Origin of the sequence: uncultured Ruegeria sp. (genome assembly GCF_947500045.1) — a bacterium.
Taxonomy (GTDB): Bacteria; Pseudomonadota; Alphaproteobacteria; order Rhodobacterales; family Rhodobacteraceae; genus Ruegeria.
Genome location: NZ_CANMQQ010000001.1, coordinates 310,192 through 331,744, shown reverse-complemented (window position 1 = coordinate 331,744; position 21,553 = coordinate 310,192). Strand labels below are relative to the sequence as shown.

The 21,553-nt window shown below is 56.4% G+C and carries 22 protein-coding genes; 10 read left to right on the top strand and 12 right to left on the bottom strand.

The features are described 5' to 3' along the window. Window positions 1-52: 52 nt before the first annotated feature. The 3 genes from groL to Q1B46_RS01670 all read right to left on the bottom strand — a co-directional run bounded on the left by groL (window position 53) and on the right by Q1B46_RS01670 (window position 2,887). The gene (gene groL, locus Q1B46_RS01680; protein WP_299944066.1) at window positions 53-1,696 is read right to left on the bottom strand and encodes a chaperonin GroEL; all 1,644 of its coding nucleotides are present in this window, start codon (window positions 1,694-1,696) and stop codon (window positions 53-55) included. Window positions 1,697-1,750: 54 nt separating this feature from the next. Next, window positions 1,751-2,038, bottom strand: coding sequence for a co-chaperone GroES (locus Q1B46_RS01675; RefSeq protein WP_170395406.1), 288 nt, complete (start codon window positions 2,036-2,038; stop codon window positions 1,751-1,753). Between the two features lie 156 nt (window positions 2,039-2,194). Further along, window positions 2,195-2,887, bottom strand: a complete 693-nt coding sequence (locus Q1B46_RS01670; protein WP_299944060.1) for a DUF2161 family putative PD-(D/E)XK-type phosphodiesterase — start codon at window positions 2,885-2,887, stop codon at window positions 2,195-2,197. 121 nt (window positions 2,888-3,008) lie between these two features. On the opposite strand from Q1B46_RS01670, the gene Q1B46_RS01665 reads away from it, so the two are divergent. The 7 genes from Q1B46_RS01665 to Q1B46_RS01635 all read left to right on the top strand — a co-directional run bounded on the left by Q1B46_RS01665 (window position 3,009) and on the right by Q1B46_RS01635 (window position 9,122). After that, on the top strand, window positions 3,009-3,989 hold the full coding sequence (locus tag Q1B46_RS01665; RefSeq protein ID WP_299944058.1) for a TraB/GumN family protein: 981 nt from the start codon (window positions 3,009-3,011) through the stop codon (window positions 3,987-3,989). A gap of 99 nt (window positions 3,990-4,088) precedes the next feature. Beyond that, on the top strand, window positions 4,089-5,009 hold the full coding sequence (locus tag Q1B46_RS01660) for a manganese-dependent inorganic pyrophosphatase (protein ID WP_299944056.1): 921 nt from the start codon (window positions 4,089-4,091) through the stop codon (window positions 5,007-5,009). Window positions 5,010-5,205: 196 nt separating this feature from the next. Next, a complete protein-coding gene (locus Q1B46_RS01655) occupies window positions 5,206-6,081 on the top strand; it encodes a TIGR01459 family HAD-type hydrolase (protein WP_299944054.1) in 876 nt (291 codons plus the stop codon). Window positions 6,082-6,181: 100 nt separating this feature from the next. Beyond that, the gene (locus Q1B46_RS01650) at window positions 6,182-6,625 is read left to right on the top strand and encodes a MaoC family dehydratase (protein ID WP_074736482.1); all 444 of its coding nucleotides are present in this window, start codon (window positions 6,182-6,184) and stop codon (window positions 6,623-6,625) included. Window positions 6,626-6,685: 60 nt separating this feature from the next. Beyond that, window positions 6,686-7,618 carry a bifunctional riboflavin kinase/FAD synthetase gene (locus Q1B46_RS01645; protein ID WP_299944051.1) on the top strand — a complete coding sequence of 311 codons (933 nt, stop codon included), beginning with the start codon at window positions 6,686-6,688 and terminating at the stop codon, window positions 7,616-7,618. Further along, the gene (locus Q1B46_RS01640) at window positions 7,615-8,088 is read left to right on the top strand and encodes a YcgN family cysteine cluster protein (RefSeq protein WP_299944049.1); all 474 of its coding nucleotides are present in this window, start codon (window positions 7,615-7,617) and stop codon (window positions 8,086-8,088) included. Before Q1B46_RS01645 ends, Q1B46_RS01640 begins: the two co-directional genes overlap by 4 nt. After that, complete coding sequence (locus Q1B46_RS01635; protein WP_299944047.1) at window positions 8,088-9,122, top strand: beta-eliminating lyase-related protein; 1,035 nt, start codon at window positions 8,088-8,090, stop codon at window positions 9,120-9,122. The genes Q1B46_RS01640 and Q1B46_RS01635 overlap by 1 nt, the downstream gene beginning before the upstream one ends. A 93-nt stretch (window positions 9,123-9,215) precedes the next feature. Here the strand turns inward: Q1B46_RS01635 and Q1B46_RS01630 are convergent, their stop codons facing one another. Continuing rightward, on the bottom strand, window positions 9,216-9,818 hold the full coding sequence (locus tag Q1B46_RS01630; protein ID WP_299944045.1) for a 2-hydroxychromene-2-carboxylate isomerase: 603 nt from the start codon (window positions 9,816-9,818) through the stop codon (window positions 9,216-9,218). A gap of 108 nt (window positions 9,819-9,926) precedes the next feature. Between Q1B46_RS01630 and Q1B46_RS01625 the strand changes: the two genes are divergently transcribed. Beyond that, a complete protein-coding gene (locus Q1B46_RS01625) occupies window positions 9,927-10,946 on the top strand; it encodes a ribose-phosphate pyrophosphokinase (protein ID WP_299659147.1) in 1,020 nt (339 codons plus the stop codon). A 51-nt stretch (window positions 10,947-10,997) separates the two neighbouring features. Here the strand turns inward: Q1B46_RS01625 and Q1B46_RS01620 are convergent, their stop codons facing one another. The 8 genes from Q1B46_RS01620 to Q1B46_RS01585 all read right to left on the bottom strand — a co-directional run bounded on the left by Q1B46_RS01620 (window position 10,998) and on the right by Q1B46_RS01585 (window position 18,148). Continuing rightward, complete coding sequence (locus tag Q1B46_RS01620; RefSeq protein WP_299944042.1) at window positions 10,998-11,690, bottom strand: nitroreductase family protein; 693 nt, start codon at window positions 11,688-11,690, stop codon at window positions 10,998-11,000. 100 nt (window positions 11,691-11,790) lie between these two features. After that, window positions 11,791-12,141, bottom strand: coding sequence for an H-type lectin domain-containing protein (locus Q1B46_RS01615; RefSeq protein WP_299944039.1), 351 nt, complete (start codon window positions 12,139-12,141; stop codon window positions 11,791-11,793). A 111-nt stretch (window positions 12,142-12,252) separates the two neighbouring features. Then, window positions 12,253-12,663 (bottom strand): F0F1 ATP synthase subunit epsilon, encoded by a 411-nt coding sequence (locus tag Q1B46_RS01610; protein WP_299944037.1) that lies wholly within the window; start codon window positions 12,661-12,663, stop codon window positions 12,253-12,255. Window positions 12,664-12,675: 12 nt separating this feature from the next. Beyond that, a complete protein-coding gene (gene atpD / locus Q1B46_RS01605; protein ID WP_050604828.1) occupies window positions 12,676-14,100 on the bottom strand; it encodes a F0F1 ATP synthase subunit beta in 1,425 nt (474 codons plus the stop codon). A gap of 20 nt (window positions 14,101-14,120) precedes the next feature. Then, window positions 14,121-14,996 carry a F0F1 ATP synthase subunit gamma gene (locus Q1B46_RS01600; RefSeq protein ID WP_299944033.1) on the bottom strand — a complete coding sequence of 292 codons (876 nt, stop codon included), beginning with the start codon at window positions 14,994-14,996 and terminating at the stop codon, window positions 14,121-14,123. 15 nt (window positions 14,997-15,011) lie between these two features. After that, on the bottom strand, window positions 15,012-16,550 hold the full coding sequence (gene atpA / locus Q1B46_RS01595; protein WP_299944030.1) for a F0F1 ATP synthase subunit alpha: 1,539 nt from the start codon (window positions 16,548-16,550) through the stop codon (window positions 15,012-15,014). Next, on the bottom strand, window positions 16,551-17,111 hold the full coding sequence (locus Q1B46_RS01590; protein WP_299944027.1) for a F0F1 ATP synthase subunit delta: 561 nt from the start codon (window positions 17,109-17,111) through the stop codon (window positions 16,551-16,553). A 302-nt stretch (window positions 17,112-17,413) separates the two neighbouring features. Beyond that, complete coding sequence (locus tag Q1B46_RS01585) at window positions 17,414-18,148, bottom strand: class I SAM-dependent methyltransferase (protein WP_299659124.1); 735 nt, start codon at window positions 18,146-18,148, stop codon at window positions 17,414-17,416. Window positions 18,149-18,209: 61 nt separating this feature from the next. Between Q1B46_RS01585 and gloB the strand changes: the two genes are divergently transcribed. After that, window positions 18,210-18,977: a hydroxyacylglutathione hydrolase gene (gene gloB, locus Q1B46_RS01580; RefSeq protein ID WP_299944023.1), complete on the top strand. Its 768-nt coding sequence runs from the start codon at window positions 18,210-18,212 to the stop codon at window positions 18,975-18,977. Window positions 18,978-19,152: 175 nt separating this feature from the next. Continuing rightward, on the top strand, window positions 19,153-21,477 hold the full coding sequence (gene clpA / locus Q1B46_RS01575) for an ATP-dependent Clp protease ATP-binding subunit ClpA (RefSeq protein WP_299944020.1): 2,325 nt from the start codon (window positions 19,153-19,155) through the stop codon (window positions 21,475-21,477). Window positions 21,478-21,553: the final 76 nt, after the last annotated feature.

Below are 21,553 nucleotides of genomic sequence, written 5' to 3'. Positions count from 1 at the left end.
AAACGGGGCCGCCCAAAGGCGACCCCGCTATAGGTACTAAAGCTTAAGCAGCTTACATCATGCCGCCCATGCCGCCCATGTCGGGCATGCCGCCACCGGGTGCCGCACCTTCTTTGGCGGGCTTGTCAGCGACCATCGCTTCGGTGGTGACCAGCAGGCCAGCAACCGATGCTGCATCTTCCAGAGCTGTACGAACAACTTTGGCCGGGTCGATCACACCGAACGAGAACATGTCGCCATATTCTTCGGTCTGTGCGTTGAAACCAAAGGCTGCTTCAGAAGATTCGCGAACTTTGCCTGCAACAACCGCGCCGTCGACGCCTGCGTTTTCAGCAATCTGGCGCAAGGGCGATTCGATTGCCTTACGCACGATGTTAATGCCTGCGTCCTGATCAGCGTTCGCGCCTTTCAGAGTATCCAGTGCTTTACCGGCCTGAACCAGAGAAACACCGCCGCCAACGACAACGCCTTCCTGAACGGCAGCGCGCGTTGCGTTCAGAGCATCGTCAACACGGTCCTTACGCTCTTTCACTTCAACTTCGGTCATGCCGCCGACGCGGATAACAGCAACACCGCCTGCCAGTTTGGCAACGCGTTCTTGCAGCTTCTCACGGTCGTAGTCCGACGAGGTCTCTTCGATCTGGGTGCGGATCTGAGCAACACGTGCTTCGATCTCGGCTTTCTCGCCAGCACCGTCAACGATGGTGGTTTCGTCTTTGGTGATTTCGATTTTCTTGGCGGTGCCCAGCATGTCCATAGTTACGGACTCGAGCTTCATGCCCAGATCTTCGCTGATGACCTGACCACCGGTCAGGATTGCGATGTCCTGCAGCATGGCCTTGCGGCGATCGCCGAAGCCCGGTGCTTTGACAGCAGCAATTTTCAGGCCGCCGCGCAGTTTGTTGACAACCAGAGTTGCCAGCGCTTCGCCTTCAACATCCTCGGCAATGATCAGCAGAGGCTTTTGCGACTGGATCACCTGTTCCAGCAGCGGAACCATCGGCTGCAGCGAGGACAGTTTCTTTTCGTGCAGCAGGATCATGCAATCATCGAGATCTGCAATCATCTTGTCAGCGTTGGTGACGAAGTAAGGCGACAGGTAGCCACGGTCGAACTGCATACCTTCGACAACATCGGTCTCGGTTTCCAGACCTTTGTTTTCTTCGACGGTGATAACGCCTTCGTTGCCAACCTTCTGCATCGCGTCTGCGATCTGCTGACCGATTTCGGCTTCGCCGTTGGCCGAGATGGTGCCAACCTGAGCGACTTCTGCCGAGTCTTTGACTTCACGCGCCATCTCTTTGATGCCCGCAACAACCTTGGCAGTTGCCAGGTCGATACCGCGCTTCAGATCCATCGGGTTCAGGCCAGCAGCAACCTGCTTCAGACCTTCTTTGACGATGGACTGAGCCAGAACAGTTGCGGTGGTGGTGCCGTCGCCAGCTTCGTCATTGGTGCGGCTGGCGACTTCTTTCACCATCTGCGCACCCATGTTTTCGAACTTGTCTTCCAGTTCGATTTCCTTGGCAACCGAAACACCGTCTTTGGTGATGCGCGGCGCGCCGAAGGATTTGTCCAGAACCACGTTACGGCCTTTGGGGCCCAGGGTTACTTTGACAGCATCGGCCAGGATGTTCACACCAGCCAGCATGCGGTTACGGGCATCGGTGTCGAACTTGACGTCCTTAGCAGCCATGTTGTTTCTCCTTGAGAAATAAGTTGGAAATGAAGATCAGAGAAAGCACGCGGCTTACTCGATGATCCCCATGATGTCGCTTTCTTTCATCATCAGCAGCTCTTCGCCGTTGACCTGAACCTCGGTGCCCGACCATTTGCCGAACAGGATCTTGTCGCCAGATTTTACAGCCATTGCGATCAGTTCGCCGCTGTCCTTGCGTGCGCCTTCGCCGGTTGCAACGACTTCGCCTTCGCTGGGCTTTTCTTTTGCGCTATCGGGAATGATCAGTCCACCTGCGGTTTTTTCGTCGCTTTCGGTACGACGAACCAGCACGCGGTCATGAAGCGGTTTCAATGCCATCTTTGCAGCTCCTTGGGCTCAAAGTTTGTTATCCTCCCTCGCCGACTGGCGAGGCGTTAGCACTCGAGTCTCATGAGTGATAACGACGCATAGCTAGGGGGTCACAGGTAGCGAGTCAATAATATGTGAAAGTTTTTTTTGGCACGATGCGAAGGATTAGCTGGAACGAGGTGTCTGAGTTGGCTGTTCCCAGCTATAGGCCCAATGTTTCAGGCCCTCCCGGCCCGCCTCGGTCAGGGCATAGATACCCTTCTCGACCTTTTCAAACCAGCCGTAGTGATTGTCATACATCAGGCGGGTCGCCGCGCTAACTCCGGTGGCTTTCGCGACATCGCCCCCTTTGGCTGCTCCGAACTCTGCCAGATGTGCCGCGCATTTAAGCGCATCCTGCCGGTAGGCCGTTACAATACCATGTCGGGTGGCACCGCCTGCATTCGGATCGCCTTGCAACCTTTCAAATTCGCGCAATAAACGCTTGGTCTTGACCTTATCCTTTCGCGGAGCATACGGGCCGGGATCGCATTGAACCTCGACCGTTCCGTCTGACCGCACGGTAATCAATCCTAACCCCAGACGACGACACAGCGCCAGATTGTCTTTCAGGGCCCGTCGGGCGGTTCGGCCCGTAGGTTTACAGACTCCTATGTAGACCTGATCAGTCACTTTCAGGCGCGTGATGGCCTGATGGAACAGCGCAAGACTGAAGCGCAGTTTGAGTTCAACGATCACGGGTTCCTGCCCATCGCGCAAGGCCACAATATCAACAACACCAACCTCACCTTTGACGGTATAGCCCAGACGTTCCAACAAGGCTTTGATCGGAGGATACAGGTCTTGCTCAAGCTTCATGAGGTCATGCTATGCGGTTTCGCAGGGATTGCCAGCCGCCGTTTGAAAACAAACGACATTGCGCCTTGTCAAACACCAAGGGTATGACTTGGGCATGTTTGCAAGCCCCGGAAGGATTCCCATGCGCCTGCTTAGCCTTTTTCTCTGCCTGTTGCTTCCGCTGACGGCCCATGCAGCCTGTGAAGGGCGGGATCTGAGGCGGGACCTGTCGCCCGAAGATCAAGCTGCACTGGACAAGACGCTTGGTGACATTGCCTTTCCGGAAGGCAACCACTGGATCGCCACAAAGAACGGGACCGTCCTGCACCTGATCGGCACTTTGCACACAAACGACGTGCGTATGGGGCCAGTGGTTGATCGCCTGGCACCCGTACTGAGCCAGGCCGACGCGTTCTATTTCGAGGTTACGAAGACCGAAATGGACGCGTTCGAAAAAGACCTGGCCAAAGATTTCAGCCCTGTTCTGATCACCTCTGGCCCAACTTTGGTTGATCTGATGCCCGAGGAAGATTGGTCGGCACTGTCGGCAACTCTGGCCGAGCGAGGCATTCCAAGCTGGATGGCCGCCAAGATGCGTCCTTGGTTCCTAAGCATGCTGCTTGGCATCCCTCCCTGCCTGATGACCACACCTGACTTTGATCGCGGAATGGATGCACGCCTGACCGAACTGGCCGTCGAACATGACATTCCACAGTTTTCGCTGGAACGGATCGATGAGCTGATCGCCATGTTCGACAGTCACACGCTTGAGGAACAAGTGGCCTCTCTGACACGATTGGCCGGGGCGTTGCAGGCGGGCGATGATCAGATGATCACCATGGCAAATGCTTATATCGATGAGCAGCACGCCGCGATTTTGGAGCTCGCAAAGATACAAGGGCTTGAGGCCTCTGGTCTGACACCCGAGGAATTTGACGCCGAATGGCAGAGTTTTGAGGATCAACTTCTGGTGCAACGCAACGCGAACTGGATGGAGAAGATTCTAGAACTAAAAGATCAGACCGCCGTTATAGCTGTCGGGGCTGGTCACTTGAGCAACGATCACGGGCTTCTAAACCAGTTGCAGCAGGCGGGATATACATTGGAGCGGGCTGACTTCTAGGATTTCAGACCAAGGGTCGCAGCGTGGTTGCTGGCGGGTGACAACCCGGTTTCACCGCCCTATAAGGCGCGCAAAATCTTATTCCTCAGGATACGAAACATGACAACGCTTGTATTTGGCCACAAATCTCCCGACACCGACTCCACGGGTTCTCCGATCCTGTGGTCGTGGTATCTGAACGAAGTGAAAGGTGAACAGGCAAAGCCCGTGTTGCTGGGCGAGCCCAACACCGAGGCCGCCTTTATGCTAAAGCGCTGGGATCTGCCCAAACCGCAGATCATCGAAGATGTGGCCGAGGGTGCGCCCGTTGTCATCGTCGACACCAATAACCCGGCCGAACTGCCCCCAAGCATCAACAGCGCCGATATTCGTGCCATCATCGACCACCACAAGCTGGTTGGTGGCCTTGAAACCAAAGGCCCCATCGATATCACCGTACGCCCGCTGGCCTGTACGGCGACCATCATGGTCGACCTGATCGGTGATGAAGCAGCCAAGATGCCCGACGCGATCAAAGGTGCGGCGCTGACCTGCATCCTTTCAGATACGCTGGAGTTCCGCTCACCCACCACCACCGCACATGACCGGGCCGTGGCCGAGAGACTGGCTGCTGATCTGGGGTTGGATGTCTCGGCCTACGCGGCTGACATGTTTGCGGCCAAATCGGATGTGTCATCCTTCTCGGATGCCGAACTGATCCGGATGGACAGCAAAGAGTACGAAGTCGACGGGACCAAGTTCCGTGTCTCTGTCTTGGAAACCACAGCACCTGGTGTAGTTCTAGATCGCAAGGCCAGCATCGCATCGTCGATGGTTGATGTGGCCAAGGAAGACGGCGTTGACCAGGTCTTGTTGTTTGTTGTCGACATTCTGAACGAGGAGGCAACGCTGCTGGTTCCAAACGATCAGGTCAAAGGCGTGGCCGAGAAGAGCTTTGGCGCAACGATCGACGGTGACACGGTTGTATTGCCGGGGATCATGAGCCGGAAAAAGCAGATCATTCCAAACCTCAAGGTCTGATATGATTGCAGAAGGCGCCCGATCCGGGCGCCATTCTTTTTGCGAGGCTCTGCCTCGCGCTCCGAGGTATTTTGAGCCAGATGAACAAGGGGCACTGGTTTTGGGTTGGCGCGCACGGAGTTGCACCTCTGGCAAATCTGACCGGGCTCTGCCATAGGGTTTGGTATCTTGCACCCCATGCTTCACAAGGCGCGCCATGACCCAAATCGTTTCTTCACTTGCCGAAATCTCTGACCGTTACAAAGCGTTGTTTGTAGATTTGTGGGGATGCGTCCACAACGGGATTACCGCCTATCCCGAGGCCGTAGCCGCGCTGCAAGCTTATCGCCAGAAGGGCGGCACTGTTGTTCTTGTCACCAATTCGCCAAAACCGCGGGCCGGTGTTGCTGTGCAACTTTCACAGTTCAATGTACCTGCGGACGCCTATGACACCATCGCAACCAGCGGCGATTCCGCCCGTTCCGCGATGTTTCGCGGGGCCGTTGGCGAAAAGGTCTATTTCATGGGGGAATGGCAACGCGACGCCGAGTTCTTTGAACCTCTGAAGCTTTTGGAACATCCGATCCACATTGAACGCGTCGCGTTGGACGAGGCCGAAGGCATCGCGTGTTGCGGCCCGTTTGATCCGATGGCGGACCCGGATGTAAATCGACCCGACTTTCTTTACGCCAAGCAGAAGGGGCTGAAGCTGCTTTGCGCCAATCCTGATATCGTCGTGGATCGCGGGGAAACGCGCGAATGGTGCGCTGGTGCGCTGGCCCGGCTTTATACAGAAATGGGGGGCGAAAGCCTGTATTTTGGCAAACCACATCCGCCAATCTACGATCTGGCGCAGCGCAGGTTGCAAGCGATTGAGGTTGACGTGTCCGATTCTGAGATTCTGGCCATTGGTGACGGACCACAAACGGACATTGCAGGTGGCATGGGTGAAGGCATTGATACCTTGTTCATCACGGGTGGCTTGGCGGCCTCAGAGACCAAAACCACGCATCATCCTGATGAAGTCGCCTTGAAGGCCCATAATGAGAAAGAACAAATCAGCCCCACCTTCTCGATTGGTCGATTGAGATAGTAAAAAAGGCTTGATTTTCTGCGCCTGCAAAGTAATAAAGTTGCCGGTGAGCGGCTGATGATGATTTTTTGTTGCTCTTTTGATCTCAAGTGAGGGCAACATGTTGGATAACCTTCCGCGCGGAACCATTTGCATCGAAGACATCGAAATGGGGATGTCACGACACCTGCGCAAAGTGGTGACTGATGAAGATATCGAGATGTTTGCCCAGGTCTCGACCGACCGCAATCCGGTTCATCTGGATGATGATTATGCCCGCGATACGATATTCGAAGGCCGCATTGCGCATGGCATGCTGACCGCAGGCCTGATCTCTGCCGTGATCGGAGAGCAATTGCCTGGCCACGGGACTGTCTATATGGGCCAATCGCTCAAATTTCTGGCTCCGGTGCGTCCGGGCGACATGGTCTATGCCGAGGTAAAAGTGATCGATATCGATTTTGCCAAACGCCGGGTCAAGCTTGATTGCCACTGCGCAGTCGACGGGAAGAAGGTGCTGGTGGGGGAAGCCATGGTGCTGGCGCCCAGTCGCAAGTTCGATTGATCACGTATCCGGACCGATCTGCGGCTTGAACCTGACGGGCAGTCCCGCTAGGCAATCCTCATGCAGATCATACGTGACTTCCAGTTTATCGAACCAGAAGATCGTGGCGCCAGCGTTGCCATCGGAAACTTTGACGGTGTCCACCTAGGGCATCAATCCGTCATTGAGCTGGCACGCAATGCTGAACCCAACGCTCCGCTAGGGGTGATGACATTTGAACCTCATCCGCGCGAGTATTTTGCGCCGGATGCACCGCCCTTTCGCCTGATGCGTGGGAATGCCCGGGCGCACCGGCTGGAAAAACTGGGTGTTCGAAAACTGTATGAGCTGCCTTTCAATGCGGCATTGGCGGGATTGTCGCCAGAGGCTTTCGCCAAAAACGTGATATGTGACGGGCTGGGCCTGTCTCATATCGTCGTTGGTGCTGATTTCTGTTTTGGCAAAGGGCGCAGCGGAACCCCTCAGGACTTGATCGACTTCGGCGAGGAATTCGGGTTCGGCGTTACGATCGCTCCGTTGATGGAGCGATCCGACAATGTGGTCTCATCAACCGCGATCCGCACCGCTCTTTCAGAGGGGCGCCCACGTGATGCAGCGACAATGCTTGGTCATTGGCACCGGATCGAAGGCGAGGTCGTTGGCGGAGAGCAGCGCGGGCGTGAATTGGGATTCCCTACAGCCAATATGTCGATAGAAGGGCTGCACCCTCCGAAGTTCGGTGTTTACGCGGTGTTGGTTGATGTTCTGGATGGCCCGCATCAGGGCAGCTATCGCGGTGCGGCATCGGTCGGAACGCGACCGATGTTCCATGGAGAGGTTCCAAATATCGAAACGTATCTGTTCGATTTCTCGGGCGATCTATACGGTTCCACGCTGTCAGTTGGTTTGGTCGACTATCTGCGCCCCGAAATGACATTCGACAGCCTCGATGGGTTGATCTCGCAGATGGATGCCGATTGCGCGCGTGCCCGAAAGATACTGGCCAACCCATGACAACGGACCCGATTGATCGTGAAGGTCTCGCGCCTCGGTTCTGGGAGCGTAAACCACTGCGCAAGATGAACCAGCGCGAGTGGGAAGCCCTTTGCGATGGCTGTGGCAAATGTTGCTTGAACAAGCTGGAAGATGAGGACACGGGTGAGGTTGCACTGACTTGTGTTGCCTGCCGCCTGTTGGATGACGAATCCTGTCGATGCACGCAATACGATATCCGGCATCAGTTTGTGCCCGAATGCATCGTCATGAAACCCGAAAATATCGACAGCCACGCCTATTGGTTGCCACAGACCTGCGCCTATCGGCTGCTCTGGGAAGGCAAACCGCTTTACGACTGGCACCCGTTGCTGTCTGGTACGCCAAACAGCGTTCATGACGCCGGAGTATCGGTTCAGGGGCGCACCGTGTCAGAATTCGAAACACCCATGGAAGAATGGGAAGACTACATAATTGAGGAGCCGAGCTGATGTACTTTGCCTCTGACAATTCCGGGCCTGTTCACCCCCAGGTTCTGGCCGCATTGACTGAGGCCAACCACGGCTATCAGATGGCTTATGGCGCGGACCATCTGATGAACGAAGTCCGCGACCAGATCCGCGGTATTTTTGAAGCTCCGGGTGCGGCGGTTTATCTTGTGGCCACTGGAACGGCTGCGAATTCGCTGGCGCTGGCGACATTGAGCAAACCGTGGGAAACCGTGTTCTGCTCACCCGTCGCCCATATCCACGAGGATGAGTGCAACGCGCCAGAATTCTATAGCGGTGCAAAACTGACGCTAGTTCCGGGTGGCGACAAGATGAGCCCCCAAGCATTGACCAAATCCATTCAGCAGGAAGAGAATCGCGGCGTGCATGGTCCCCAGCGCGGGCCTGTCTCGATCACTCAGGTCACCGAGCGCGGGTCAGTCTACTCGTTGGCCGAGCTGCGGGCGTTGTGTGACGTGGCGAAGACATATGATCTGCCTGTGCATCTGGATGGTGCCCGCTTCTCCAATGCTCTGGTTTCGCTGAATTGTTCACCGGCAGAGATGACTTGGAAAGCAGGCGTGGATGTCGTCAGTTTTGGTGGCACCAAGAATGGCCTTTTGGGCGTCGAGGCGGTCATATTCTTTGACGAAAGCAAAGCCTGGGAGTTCGAGCTGCGGCGCAAACGCGGGGCGCATCTGTTTTCTAAACATCGGTATCTGTCTGCTCAGATGGCGGCCTATCTGCAGGATGATCTGTGGCTAAAATCGGCACGCAAGGCCAATGCCAATGCTGCGCGGCTGGCAGAGGGGCTGCGCGCAGCTGGGGCAGAATTCCTGCATGAGCCTCAGGCCAATATGATATTCGCCGGCTTTCCCCGCAGCCAGCACAAGCGCCTGCACGAGGCAGGCGCTATCTATCACCTATGGGGTGATACGCTGGAGGGCGAAGATAACGATGAACTGCTGGCCTGCCGCCTGGTCTGCGACTGGGCCATCGGAACCGACCAGATCGACCGGTTTTTGTCCCTGCTTTGAACGATTGGGGGCTCTGCCCCCGCCGCAGCAAGCTGCGCCTCCCCCGAGGTATTTTTGGCCAGATGAAGCGGGATAGGCACGGTCCTGCCGAGGTCAGCTTTTGAGATCTGCCAAATGGCGGTCGAGATCGTCCAGACGGTCCTGCCCCCAGAACCTTTGATCGTCCGGCGTGATATAAAACGGCGCGCCGAAAACACCCCGATCCACGGCTTCTTCCAGATTGGCAGCATAGGTTTCCGCGCCCACCAGCAGGCCGCTATCGGCAAGGTTTGGGGTGAATCCTGCCTGTTCGAGACAATCCCGGATTACGCCATCATCGGCGATATCCTTTTCCTCGGCCCAGCACGCACGCAACAAAGAATGGCACAGTTTTCCAACATCTCCTGTTCCATCCTGAACCGCCGCAATCACAGCATAGGAGGACGGGGCCATGTTGGTCGGCCAATGGGCGGGTTGCAGATTAAACGGCATGTCCAGATTGCGCGCCTGGCGCAACAGCTCTTGCGCGCGGTATTCGATGCGCGAGATATGTCTATCTTTTGGCGGTGTGCCACCTGTGCGACCAAACAAGGCGATTATGTCCAGCGGCTTATAATTTATCGTCGCGCCATGCTTTGCCGCAACCTCTTCCAGCCGTGTCCCGGCCAGATAGGTATAGGGCGAGAGTGTCGCAAAAAAGTAGTCAATCTGTGTCATGTGCACTTTCTCCGCTGCGTTATCTTTGCGCGACGGTAAGGCCATGCTAAGCGGTGTCAACATCACGAATCTGTCACATTGCCACTGCTGCCCGGGGAAAATCAGCCGATGCCGACACTTCACGAACCCAAGCTTATCGCTGGGAACGCCAATCTTCCGCTTGCCGAAACCATCGCCCGCCGCATGAGCCTGCATCGCGGCGTTGACCAGGGGCTGGTCGATGCGAGGGTCGAACGGTTCAATGATGGCGAGATTTTCGTGGAAGTGTTCGAAAACGTCCGCGGCGAGGACATGTTCATCATTCAACCAACGTCGAACCCTGCCAATGACAACCTGATGGAGCTGCTGATCATCGCCGACGCCCTGCGCCGTTCGTCCGCGGCCCGCATCACTGCCGTCATCCCCTATTTCGGCTATGCCCGTCAGGACCGCCGCACCAAAGCGCGCACACCGATCTCGGCGAAGTTGGTTGCCAATATGCTGACCGGCGCGGGTATCGAGCGTATCCTGACCATGGATCTGCACGCCGCACAGATTCAGGGCTTTTTTGATATGCCCGTCGATAACCTTTACGCTTCGCCGATCTTTGCACTGGATGTGAAGAAGCAATTCAAAGATCAGATGGACGACCTGATGGTCGTCTCGCCCGACGTTGGCGGCGTTGCCCGGGCGCGCGAGCTGGCCAAACGCATCAACGCGCCGTTGTCGATCGTTGACAAGCGCCGCGAAAAAGCCGGTGAAATTGCTGAGATGACAGTGATTGGCGACGTGAAGGACAAGATCTGCCTGATCGTGGACGACATCTGTGATACGGCTGGCACACTATGTAAAGCCGCCCAGGTGCTGATGGATAACGGCGCCAAAGAGGTACATTCCTATATCACGCATGGGGTCATGAGCGGCCCGGCGGTTGAGCGTGTGACCAATTCGGTCATGAAATCTCTAGTTCTTTCGGACACGATCCAGCCAACAGCCGAGATCGAAAAGGCGACGAATATTCGCATCGTACCCACGGCACCGATCTTCACGCAGGCGATCCTGAATATTTGGAATGGCACAAGCGTGTCATCCCTGTTCGAGGACAAGACGCTGACACCGATCTACGAGTCGCTCTATCACATGGACTGATTGGCGAAGCCGCGGATTGCTGTTGCGGCTTCTGAGATCATGGCGGCCAGTCTATTCAGCGACTGTCATGATTTCTTCCAGCGGCTTCTTCATCTTTGCCACTTTCGGCACCTTCGCATCCTCGCGTGGATGACCTACGGCCACGATCATGATTGGCTTTTCGTGATCGGGGCGGTTCAGCAGTTTGTTCAGAAATTTCATCGGATTAGGCGTATGCGTCAGCGAAACCAACCCGGCGTGATGTAGGGCCGTCAACAAAAAACCGGTCGCTATGCCGGTGCTTTCGGGCACATAATAATTCTTGAACCTAACCCCATCATCGAAATGCCCCCACCGCTGTGCGAAAATCACGATCAGCCAGGGAGCATCTTCAAGATGCGGCTTTTGATCGTTTGTCCCAATCGGCTCCAGCGCTTTTAGCCACTCATCCCCGGCGCCGCCGTCATAGAATTTGCGCTCTTCTTCTTCAGCTTCCTCGCGAATGCGCCTTTTCATCTCAGGGTTTGAAGTGGCAACGAAGTGCCAGGGCTGATGATTGGCACCCGATGGTGCAGTTCCTGCCGCGCGAATGCACTCTTCAATGATTGAACGGGGTACAGGACGGTCTGAATAATCGCGTACAGTATGGCGACGTTTCATCTTGTCATGAAACGACACAGCCTCGGCCAGCATTTCTTGATCAGACAAATCCAGGCGATCGGGAAGTTCCAAGGCTTCGTATTCAATATGCTCTCGTGCAAACACCGCTGCGGTCCTCCGTATTCAACCTGCGTCGCAAACGCCCGGCTCCTTTTATGATATGGCTTTCGGTGGGTTACAATCGTCTCGAACGCGCAAAACTGATTCAGGAGATATCCCAATCGTCTTCGTGCGCAACCTCTCCGATTGCTGTCCAGGTCACCCGGATTCTGGCAATACGTGTATCGGACCACGTGCGAAATACCGCATTGAATCCTTCTGTTGTAATATCCTCCGCCTGAATCTCGGCACGCAAGGCAGAAGAGGTATCCACGTCCCATAACACCACCCCGATCTGAACGATCGGTACTGACCTAAACGGTTCATTGAAGTGAATAGGTATACGCCGTTCACGGGCACCCTGCCCGGTCCACATATCACCACCGTCGGCGAAGTCGGAGAACAGCACAGATTCGCCCTGATCGATTCCCATGCGATGTGTCAGAAATTTCTTCATTCTATCGTCTTTTCCTTCAATTCCGGCACCTTACACCGCGAATTAGACGAAATCACGACAAAAAAAACGGCCCCGCAAAGCAGGGCCGCTTCGACTAGTCTGTACGAACCTTTACAGGCTCATATGCGTTCCAAGGGCTTCCATATCAGCCAGCAGCTTGGCGGCATCGTCGACGATGGATTGATCGTCACCAGCTTTTGCTGCCTCGTGCGAAGCACGCGCTTCAGCGATCAGATCATCCAGATGAGACCGCGTCACTTCGGCAACGGGGATGGCCTTTTCAGCCAGAACCGACATGCCGTCGCCGTTGATCTGGGCAAACCCGCCGGTGACCAGGTATTCGCTGGACCCTTCGGGTGCCTCAACCTTTAGAAGACCGGGGCGCAAGGTGGTGATTGTGGCGGCATGATCGGGCATCGCCGTCATGTCCCCGTCCGCGCCGGGAAGCTGGACCGCGGTCGCCTCAAGCGAAGCAAGGCTCCGCTCGGGGCTGACGAGGTCGAATTGCATCGTGTTTGCCATCAGGTGTGCTCCTTAGGCGGCTTCTGCGGCCATCTTTTCCGCTTTGGCGATCACTTCGTCGATTCCGCCAACCATCAGGAAGGCTGCCTCGGGAAGGTGATCGTATTCGCCAGCCACAACGGCCTTGAACGACGCAATGGTAACATCCAGAGGAACCTGAACGCCGGGCGAGCCGGTGAACACCTCGGCCACGTCGAACGGCTGCGACAAGAAGCGTTCGATCTTACGGGCACGTGCCACGGTCAGCTTGTCCTCCTCCGACAGTTCGTCCATGCCAAGGATGGCAATGATGTCCTGCAACGACTTATAGCGCTGGAGGATCTGCTGAACGTCAGTCGCAACGGTATAGTGCTCTTCACCAACGATGGCCGGGTCGAGCAGACGCGAAGTCGAGTCGAGCGGGTCAACAGCCGGGTAGATACCCTTTTCTGAGATCGCACGGTTCAAAACGGTGGTCGCGTCCAAGTGCGCAAACGACGTGGCCGGCGCAGGGTCGGTCAAGTCATCCGCAGGAACGTAGACGGCCTGCACGGACGTGATCGAGCCCGATTTTGTCGAGGTGATGCGTTCCTGCATCGCGCCCATGTCGGTCGCCAGCGTCGGCTGATAACCCACAGCCGAAGGAATACGACCCAGCAGAGCCGAAACCTCGGAACCCGCCTGCGTAAAGCGGAAGATGTTGTCGACAAAGAACAGAACGTCGGCACCGGTTGCGTCACGGAACTGTTCCGCCAGGGTCAGACCCGACAGAGCGATCCGCATACGGGCACCCGGAGGCTCGTTCATCTGACCATAGACCAGCGCGATTTTCGAATCTTCCAGTTTATCGGGAACGATAACGCCGGATTCGATCATCTCGTGATACAGGTCGTTGCCTTCACGGGTCCGCTCACCAACACCGGCGAACACGGACACGCCCGAGTGCACTTTGGCGATGTTGTTGATCAGTTCCATGATCAGAACGGTTTTGCCAACACCGGCACCGCCGAACAGGCCGATCTTACCGCCCTTGGCGTAAGGGGCCAGCAGGTCAACAACCTTGATGCCGGTAACCAGAACTTCGGATTCAGTTGCCTGATCCGCGAAATCCGGCGCTTCCTGGTGGATGGCGCGGGTTTCAGTGGTCTCAACGGGGCCCTTTTCGTCGATGGGCTCACCCACAACGTTCAGAATACGGCCCAGTGTCGCGTTTCCGACCGGAACCGCGATCGGCGCACCGGTGTCGGTGACTTCTTCGCCACGAACCAAACCTTCGGTCGCGTCCATCGCAATGGTACGGACGGTGTTTTCGCCCAGGTGCTGTGCAACCTCAAGAACCAGCTTCTTGCCGTTGTTGGTGGTATCCAGCGCGTTCAGAATTTCAGGCAGCTCATCATCGAAATGCACGTCTACGACGGCCCCGATAATCTGAGTGACTTTGCCTTTTGCATTCGCCATGTTTCGTCTCCGGTTAGTCTCTACAGCGCTTCGGCGCCGGAAATGATTTCAATCAGCTCATTGGTGATCACGGCCTGACGCGAGCGGTTGAACTGGATGGTCAGTTTGTCGATCATCTCACCCGCGTTGCGTGTCGCGTTGTCCATTGCAGACATCCGTGCACCCTGTTCCGAGGCCCCGTTTTCGAGCAGACCCGAGAAGATTGCGGTCGCAACCCCTTTGGGCAGCAGATCGGCCAGAATGGCCTCTTCGCTGGGCTCGTAATCGAAGATGGCACCGCTGTCGTCGCCCTCGATATCCTCGAACGAGGCAGGGATGATCTGCTGTGCCGTCGGGATCTGGCTTACGACGTTGACAAACTTCGAGTAGAAGATCGTGGCGACGTCAAACTCACCCGCGTCGAAACGGGACAGAACGTCCTTCGCAATGTCCTGCGCGTTGGTGTAACCCAGTCGCTTGACCTCGCTCAGGTCGACATGTCCAACGAACAGATCGCCATAGTCGCGCTTGATTGCGTCGCGACCTTTCTTGCCGACGGTCAGTATTTTGACCGTCTTGCCCTTGGCCTTCAGCTCATAGGCTTTGGCACGGGCCAGCTTGGCGATGTTCGAGTTGAAGCCGCCGCAAAGGCCGCGTTCAGCTGTCATGACAACCAGCAGATGAACCTCATCACTGCCCGTACCACGGAGCAGCTTGGGGGCGCTGTCGCTGCCCCCGACCGATGCCGCCAGCCCGGCCATCACGGCATTGAACCGCTCGGCATAGGGACGCGATGCTTCGGCAGATTCCTGGGCACGGCGCAGTTTTGCAGCCGCGACCATCTGCATGGCCTTGGTGATCTTGCGGGTCGATTTGACCGACTCGATCCTGTTTTTAAGATCCTTAAGATTTGGCATGTGCCCGCCTCTCCCTTAAGCGAAGGTTGCGGCGTATTCGTCCAGCGCAGCCTTGATCTTGTCAGAAGCGTCACCCTTGATTTTGGGGTCTTCGTCCGTGATCCACTGAAGCAGGTCCGCGTGCTTTCCACGCAGATGCGCCAGCAGGCCAGCCTCGTACCGGCCAACATCATTGACGTCGATCTTGTCGAGGTACCCGTTGGTACCCGCGAAGATGACGCAGACGATTTCAGCGTTGGTCAGCGGCGAGTACTGCGGCTGTTTCATCAGCTCGGTCAGACGCGCACCACGGTTCAGCAACTGCTGGGTTGCGGCGTCGAGGTCGGAGCCAAACTGCGCAAACGCAGCCATTTCACGGTACTGAGCCAGTTCCAGCTTCACCGGACCGGCAACCGACTTCATCGAGTTGGTCTGAGCTGACGAGCCCACACGTGAAACCGACAGACCAGTGTTCACAGCAGGACGGATGCCCTGATAGAACAGTTCGGTTTCCAGGAAGATCTGACCGTCGGTGATCGAGATCACGTTGGTCGGAATAAACGCCGAAACGTCACCACCCTGGGTTTCGATAACCGGCAAAGCGGTCAGCGAGCCCGCACCGAAGTCTTCGTTCAGCTTCGCCGAACGCTCCAGCAGGCGGGAGTGGAGGTAGAAAACGTCGCCGGGATAGGCTTCACGTCCGGGCGGACGGCGCAGCAGCAGCGACATCTGACGATAGGACACGGCCTGTTTCGACAGGTCATCATAGATGATCAGCGCGTGGCGGCCATTGTCACGGAAGAACTCGGCCATCGCAGTTGCGGCATAGGGTGCCAGGAACTGCATTGGTGCCGGGTCGGACGCGGTTGCAGCCACGACGATCGAATAGTCGATCGCGCCAGACTCTTCCAGTTTCTTAACCAGCTGCGCAACGGTCGAACGCTTCTGACCAATCGCAACGTAAACGCAATATAGCTTCTTCGACTCATCGTCGCCAGCTGCTTCGTTGTAAACCTTCTGGTTCAGGATCGCGTCCAGAGCAACGGCAGTCTTACCGGTCTGACGGTCACCAATGATCAGCTCACGTTGGCCACGGCCAATCGGGATCATCGCATCAACCGATTTCAGGCCGGTTGCCATCGGCTCGTGTACCGATTTACGCGGGATGATGCCCGGTGCTTTAACGTCTGCAACGCCACGCTTGGTTGCCTTGATCGGGCCTTTGCCGTCCAGCGGGTTGCCCAGACCGTCAACAACACGGCCCAGCAGCTCATCCCCAATCGGAACGTCCACGATCGAGTTGGTGCGCTTAACGGTGTCACCTTCTTTGATGTCGCGGTCGGAACCAAAGATAACAACACCGACGTTGTCACTTTCCAGGTTCAGCGCCATGCCCATGATGCCGCCGGGGAATTCGACCATCTCACCGGCTTGCACATTGTCCAGGCCGAATACACGGGCGATCCCGTCACCTACGCTCAGCACGCGGCCGATTTCGGCCACTTCGGCTTCCTGACCAAAATTCTTGATCTGGTCCTTCAGGATTGCAGAAATCTCTGCAGCTTGGATTCCCATTTATCCGACCTCTTTCATTGCATTCTGTAGGGAGTTGAGCTTGGAGCGGATCGAGCTATCGATCATCTTCGAGCCCACTTTAACGACAAGACCGCCAATGAGGCTTTCATCAACGGTCGCATTTATTGTCACGGTCTTGCCCACACGCTCGGACAGCGTTTTGGACAGTTTGTCCATCTGGGTTTTGGTCAAAGCTTTGGCCGACGCGACATCCGCGGTCACTTCGTCACGCTCGTCTGCTAGCATTTCGCGCAGAACCTGTACCAGTTGTGGCAGGACAAACAGGCGGCGTTTTTGCGCCATCAGTGCCAGCGTGTTGCGCAGGATGGCATGAAGGCCCATCTTGTCGGCAACCGCGGTAATCGCTGCTTCCTGTTCGGCGCGTGAAACCAGAGGCGATGCGATCAGGTCACGCAAGTCGGCGCTTTCGCCCAAAGCTGCTGCCAGATCATTGATGCCGGTTTCCAGACCTGCGAGGTCTTTATTCTCTTTGGCGATCTCGAAGATCGCAGTGGCATAGCGCATGGCGATGCCTGTGGAAATCGAAGCTGGTTCGGACACGTCCACCCTTCCGATATTTTAGGCCCCGAAAACCGCGCGCGCAGTCACCCCGGGGGCGTGAAGAAACCCCGTCCATGAAAGGCGGGGATCAAAATCAACGGGGATGTAGCAGAGGTGTTCCAACCAAGCAATACGCTATAGCGGTAACAGAATTATCCACAAATCTTTAGATTTCATATACTTAAGCCAAGTGCGACCCTTTGGACCGATTGTGGCAGTTGAAAAATGTTACGAATATGCAGGTTTTTGCGATTCCTGTGACTTATTTCCCGCAATTTTTCCGCATCCGCGGCTCCAGAATGTTACGCGGGCTTCAACAATCCATCCAGCGCCTTGATCGGACGTTTCACGGCATCTTTGGTCACATTTCCGCTGGGTGGGCGGATGAGTTTGCTGGCCTCGATCATCAGCACGCCACCGGCCATGACAGTTGGAATACGCTGCCCGGTTTTTTCGATCAGGCTGCCCGATTTCAGCCAGAACCGACGGAAAGAGGGCGGCAAATAAAGAGCCGAACAGTGGTTTTCAGGCACGAAGTGATGTGCCCGCAACTGTTTCTCAAGCTGTGTCGTTGAATAAGGCTGGCCAAAGCCAAACGGCGTCCGGTCCGATCGCGACCACAGCCCGGCGCGGTTGGGCACGACAAACAATGCCCGACCACCAGGTCCCAACACGCGCCAGCATTCTTCGAGCAACTGGCTGGGGCGGTTCGAGGTTTCCAAACCATGCATCACCACCAGTTTGTCCACGTGTCCAGTTTCAATCGGCCACATGGTTTCTTCGGTCAGAACTGAAACATTCGGCATCCCGGCGGGCCAGGGCATCACCCCTTGCGGCCCCGGCATCAGGCCGATTACGCGGCGTGCATCCGCAAGATATGGGCGCAACAAGGGTACGGCAAAACCAAAGCCGACAACCGTCTGCCCCTTGGCTTCAGGCCAAAGGTCCACCAACCGTCCACGGATCGCAGCCTGAGCTGCGCGGCCCAAGGTGCTGCGATAGTAAAAATTCCTCAGATCCTGCACATCAAGATGCATTGCGGACACCCGGTCAATCGGCTTAGCTGGGCGCAGTCTAGCAATGAAAGGGCAAAAGGCCATGCCTCTTGAAATCGTTACCGTTCCGTGCCTCAGCGACAATTACGCCTTTCTGGCACATGACCCGGTCAGTGGCGAGACCGCACTAATCGACGCGCCCGAGGCCGCACCGATTCTGGCGGAACTGAATGCGCGCAGCTGGCGGCTGAGCCATGTGCTGTTGACGCATCATCACTGGGACCACGTGGATGGCTTGCCGGGCATACTCGAATCCCAGCCTGCGCGCGTAATCGGGGCAAAAGCAGACGAGCACCGCCTGCCGAAACTTGATCAAGCTGTTGTTGAAGGGGATACATTTTACATAGGCAGTGAACCGGTCGAGGTTCTGGATGTATCGGGCCACACTGTGGGGCATATTGCATTCTACATGCCTCAGACCGGCGTTGTTTTCACCGCAGACAGCTTGATGGCGCTGGGATGTGGGCGGTTGTTTGAAGGTAAACCAGCACAAATGTGGGCTTCTCTGAGCAAACTGGCCGCCCTGCCCGATGAAACTATTGTTTGTTCGGGCCACGAATACACGCAATCAAACGCCAAATTCGCCCTGACGATCGATCCTGACAATCCCGACCTGCTGGATCGTGTTGCCGATATCAACCGCCTTCGAGCCGCCGGAGAGCCTACTGTTCCGTCAATTCTGGCGCTTGAAAAGGCCACAAACCCGTTTCTACGGGCCACAAATCCGGCGATTCAGGCGCATCTGGGCATGGAAGGTTCTGATCCGGCATTAGTTTTTGCTGAGATCCGTGCCCGAAAAGACAGCTTTTAAGGCGTTTCAGGCACTCATCACAGCCACGCTCACAACAAATGTGACTGTCAAGAGCAAGAAAACCCTTGAAGCCGGGCGTCGATCAACCAAACTCTAATAGTATGAGGACATGGTTGGGATGGGGATCCTGCCGAATACTCGACCCCCTTCCGGCCCAATATAGAGGAGCACCCGCGTGCCTTCATTCTCGAGCACACTGGAACAAGCCATCCACGCGGCCCTTGCAGCTGCGAATGAACGGCGACATGAATTTGCAACGCTAGAGCATTTGCTGCTGGCGCTGCTGGAAGAGCCCGATGCGATACGTGTCATGAAAGCGTGCAGCGTTGATCTTGATGAGTTGCGCAGTACGCTGGTCGAATTCATCGACGAAGACCTGTCCAACCTCGTCACCGATATCGACGGCTCCGAAGCGGTACCCACAGCAGCCTTCCAGCGTGTCATACAACGCGCAGCGATCCACGTTCAAAGCTCGGGTCGCACCGAAGTGACCGGAGCGAATGTGCTGGTCGCGATCTTCGCCGAACGTGAAAGCAATGCGGCTTATTTCCTGCAGGAACAGGATATGACCCGCTATGACGCGGTGAACTTTATTGCGCACGGCGTGGCTAAAGATCCTGCTTTTGGTGAGAATCGCCCAGTTACGGGCGCCGATGAAGCTGAAGAAGAGGCTCAGACAACTTCTGGTGACGCGGAACAGAAGGAAAGCGCGCTGGGTAAGTACTGCGTTGATCTGAACGCCAAGTCGCGCGCCGGGGATGTCGATCCGTTGATCGGCCGCTCGGACGAAGTGGAACGCTGCATTCAGGTGCTCTGCCGCCGACGCAAGAACAACCCGCTTCTGGTCGGGGATCCGGGTGTCGGCAAAACCGCAATCGCCGAAGGTTTGGCGCATAAGGTCGTGGCGGGTGAAGCTCCGGACGTGCTGTCCGAAACCACGATCTATTCTCTGGATATGGGCGCCCTGCTGGCTGGCACACGGTATCGCGGTGATTTCGAGGAGCGGCTGAAAGCGGTCGTGACCGAGCTGGAAGATCACCCCGACGCGGTGCTGTTCATTGATGAAATCCACACGGTTATTGGTGCGGGTGCAACTTCGGGCGGTGCAATGGATGCGTCAAACCTGCTGAAACCTGCGCTGCAGGGCGGCAAGCTGCGCACCATGGGTTCGACCACCTACAAGGAGTTCCGTCAGCATTTCGAAAAGGATCGCGCGCTCAGCCGCCGGTTCCAGAAGATCGACGTGAATGAGCCCTCGGTCGAAGACAGCGTGAAAATACTGCGCGGCCTGAAGCCCTATTTCGAAGAGCACCATGCCATCAAATACACTGCGGACGCGATTAAAACCGCAGTGGAATTGTCGGCCCGCTACATCAACGACCGCAAGCTGCCCGACAAGGCCATCGACGTGATCGACGAGGCCGGAGCGGCACAACATCTGCTTGCCGAAAGCAAACGTCGCAAAACCATAGGCGTGAAAGAGATCGAGGCCGTGGTTGCCAAAATCGCACGTATCCCGCCCAAGAATGTCACCAAGGACGATGCCGAAGTTCTAAAAGATCTTGAGACCTCGTTGAAACGGGTGGTGTTCGGTCAGGATGTGGCCATCGAGGCGCTGTCCAGCGCCATCAAACTGGCCCGTGCCGGTCTGCGAGAGCCAGAAAAGCCCATCGGCAACTATCTGTTCGCCGGACCAACCGGTGTGGGTAAGACCGAGGTGGCGAAACAACTGGCAGATACGCTGGGTGTGGAACTGTTGCGCTTCGACATGTCGGAATACATGGAGAAACACGCAGTCAGTCGTTTGATCGGTGCGCCTCCGGGTTATGTAGGGTTTGATCAGGGTGGCCTGCTGACCGATGGCGTCGACCAGCATCCGCATTGCGTGTTGCTGCTGGACGAGATCGAAAAAGCGCATCCGGACGTGTTCAACATTCTGCTGCAGGTGATGGACCACGGTGAGCTGACGGACCACAACGGTCGCACGGTGAACTTCCGCAACGTAGTGTTGATCATGACGTCGAACGCTGGTGCCCAGGAACAGGCGAAGGCCGCAATCGGCTTTGCCCGTGACCGGCGCGAAGGTGAAGACACTGCAGCGATCGAGCGTATGTTCACGCCAGAATTCCGCAACCGGCTTGATGCGGTAATCTCATTCGCGCCACTGCCGAAAGAGGTGATCCTGCAAGTTGTCGAGAAATTCGTCTTACAGCTCGAAGCGCAGTTGCTGGATCGTGGCGTGACCATCGATCTGACACCAAGAGCCGCGGAATGGCTCGCCGACAAGGGCTATGACGACAAGATGGGCGCGCGCCCTCTGGGCCGGGTCATTCAGGAGCACATCAAGAAGCCTCTGGCCGAAGAGCTGCTGTTCGGCAAGCTGGCAAAAGGTGGCCTGGTCCGTGTCTCGGTCAGAAAAGGCGAGTTGAACCTGGAAATCATGGGACCTGATCAACCGCGCATTCCGGGCGACAAGCCCCCGCTGCTGACTGCGGACTGAATTAGCGCTCTGCACAACCCTTAACGCCCGCCCTTCGGCGGGCGTTTTCATTTCCGGTCGATCCTTACAATCAGAT

Bases quoted from the DNA above. Each gene is read 5' to 3' on its own strand.
- groL (WP_299944066.1), bottom strand. From the start codon at position 1,696: ATGGCTGCTAAGGACGTCAAGTTCGACACCGATGCCCGTAACCGCATG.
- Q1B46_RS01675 (WP_170395406.1), bottom strand. From the start codon at position 2,038: ATGGCATTGAAACCGCTTCATGACCGCGTGCTGGTTCGTCGTACCGAA.
- Q1B46_RS01670 (WP_299944060.1), bottom strand. From the start codon at position 2,887: ATGAAGCTTGAGCAAGACCTGTATCCTCCGATCAAAGCCTTGTTGGAA.
- Q1B46_RS01665 (WP_299944058.1), top strand. From the start codon at position 3,009: ATGCGCCTGCTTAGCCTTTTTCTCTGCCTGTTGCTTCCGCTGACGGCC.
- Q1B46_RS01660 (WP_299944056.1), top strand. From the start codon at position 4,089: ATGACAACGCTTGTATTTGGCCACAAATCTCCCGACACCGACTCCACG.
- Q1B46_RS01655 (WP_299944054.1), top strand. From the start codon at position 5,206: ATGACCCAAATCGTTTCTTCACTTGCCGAAATCTCTGACCGTTACAAA.
- Q1B46_RS01650 (WP_074736482.1), top strand. From the start codon at position 6,182: ATGTTGGATAACCTTCCGCGCGGAACCATTTGCATCGAAGACATCGAA.
- Q1B46_RS01645 (WP_299944051.1), top strand. From the start codon at position 6,686: ATGCAGATCATACGTGACTTCCAGTTTATCGAACCAGAAGATCGTGGC.
- Q1B46_RS01640 (WP_299944049.1), top strand. From the start codon at position 7,615: ATGACAACGGACCCGATTGATCGTGAAGGTCTCGCGCCTCGGTTCTGG.
- Q1B46_RS01635 (WP_299944047.1), top strand. From the start codon at position 8,088: ATGTACTTTGCCTCTGACAATTCCGGGCCTGTTCACCCCCAGGTTCTG.
- Q1B46_RS01630 (WP_299944045.1), bottom strand. From the start codon at position 9,818: ATGACACAGATTGACTACTTTTTTGCGACACTCTCGCCCTATACCTAT.
- Q1B46_RS01625 (WP_299659147.1), top strand. From the start codon at position 9,927: ATGCCGACACTTCACGAACCCAAGCTTATCGCTGGGAACGCCAATCTT.
- Q1B46_RS01615 (WP_299944039.1), bottom strand. From the start codon at position 12,141: ATGAAGAAATTTCTGACACATCGCATGGGAATCGATCAGGGCGAATCT.
- Q1B46_RS01610 (WP_299944037.1), bottom strand. From the start codon at position 12,663: ATGGCAAACACGATGCAATTCGACCTCGTCAGCCCCGAGCGGAGCCTT.
- atpD (WP_050604828.1), bottom strand. From the start codon at position 14,100: ATGGCGAATGCAAAAGGCAAAGTCACTCAGATTATCGGGGCCGTCGTA.
- Q1B46_RS01600 (WP_299944033.1), bottom strand. From the start codon at position 14,996: ATGCCAAATCTTAAGGATCTTAAAAACAGGATCGAGTCGGTCAAATCG.
- atpA (WP_299944030.1), bottom strand. From the start codon at position 16,550: ATGGGAATCCAAGCTGCAGAGATTTCTGCAATCCTGAAGGACCAGATC.
- Q1B46_RS01585 (WP_299659124.1), bottom strand. From the start codon at position 18,148: ATGCATCTTGATGTGCAGGATCTGAGGAATTTTTACTATCGCAGCACC.
- gloB (WP_299944023.1), top strand. From the start codon at position 18,210: ATGCCTCTTGAAATCGTTACCGTTCCGTGCCTCAGCGACAATTACGCC.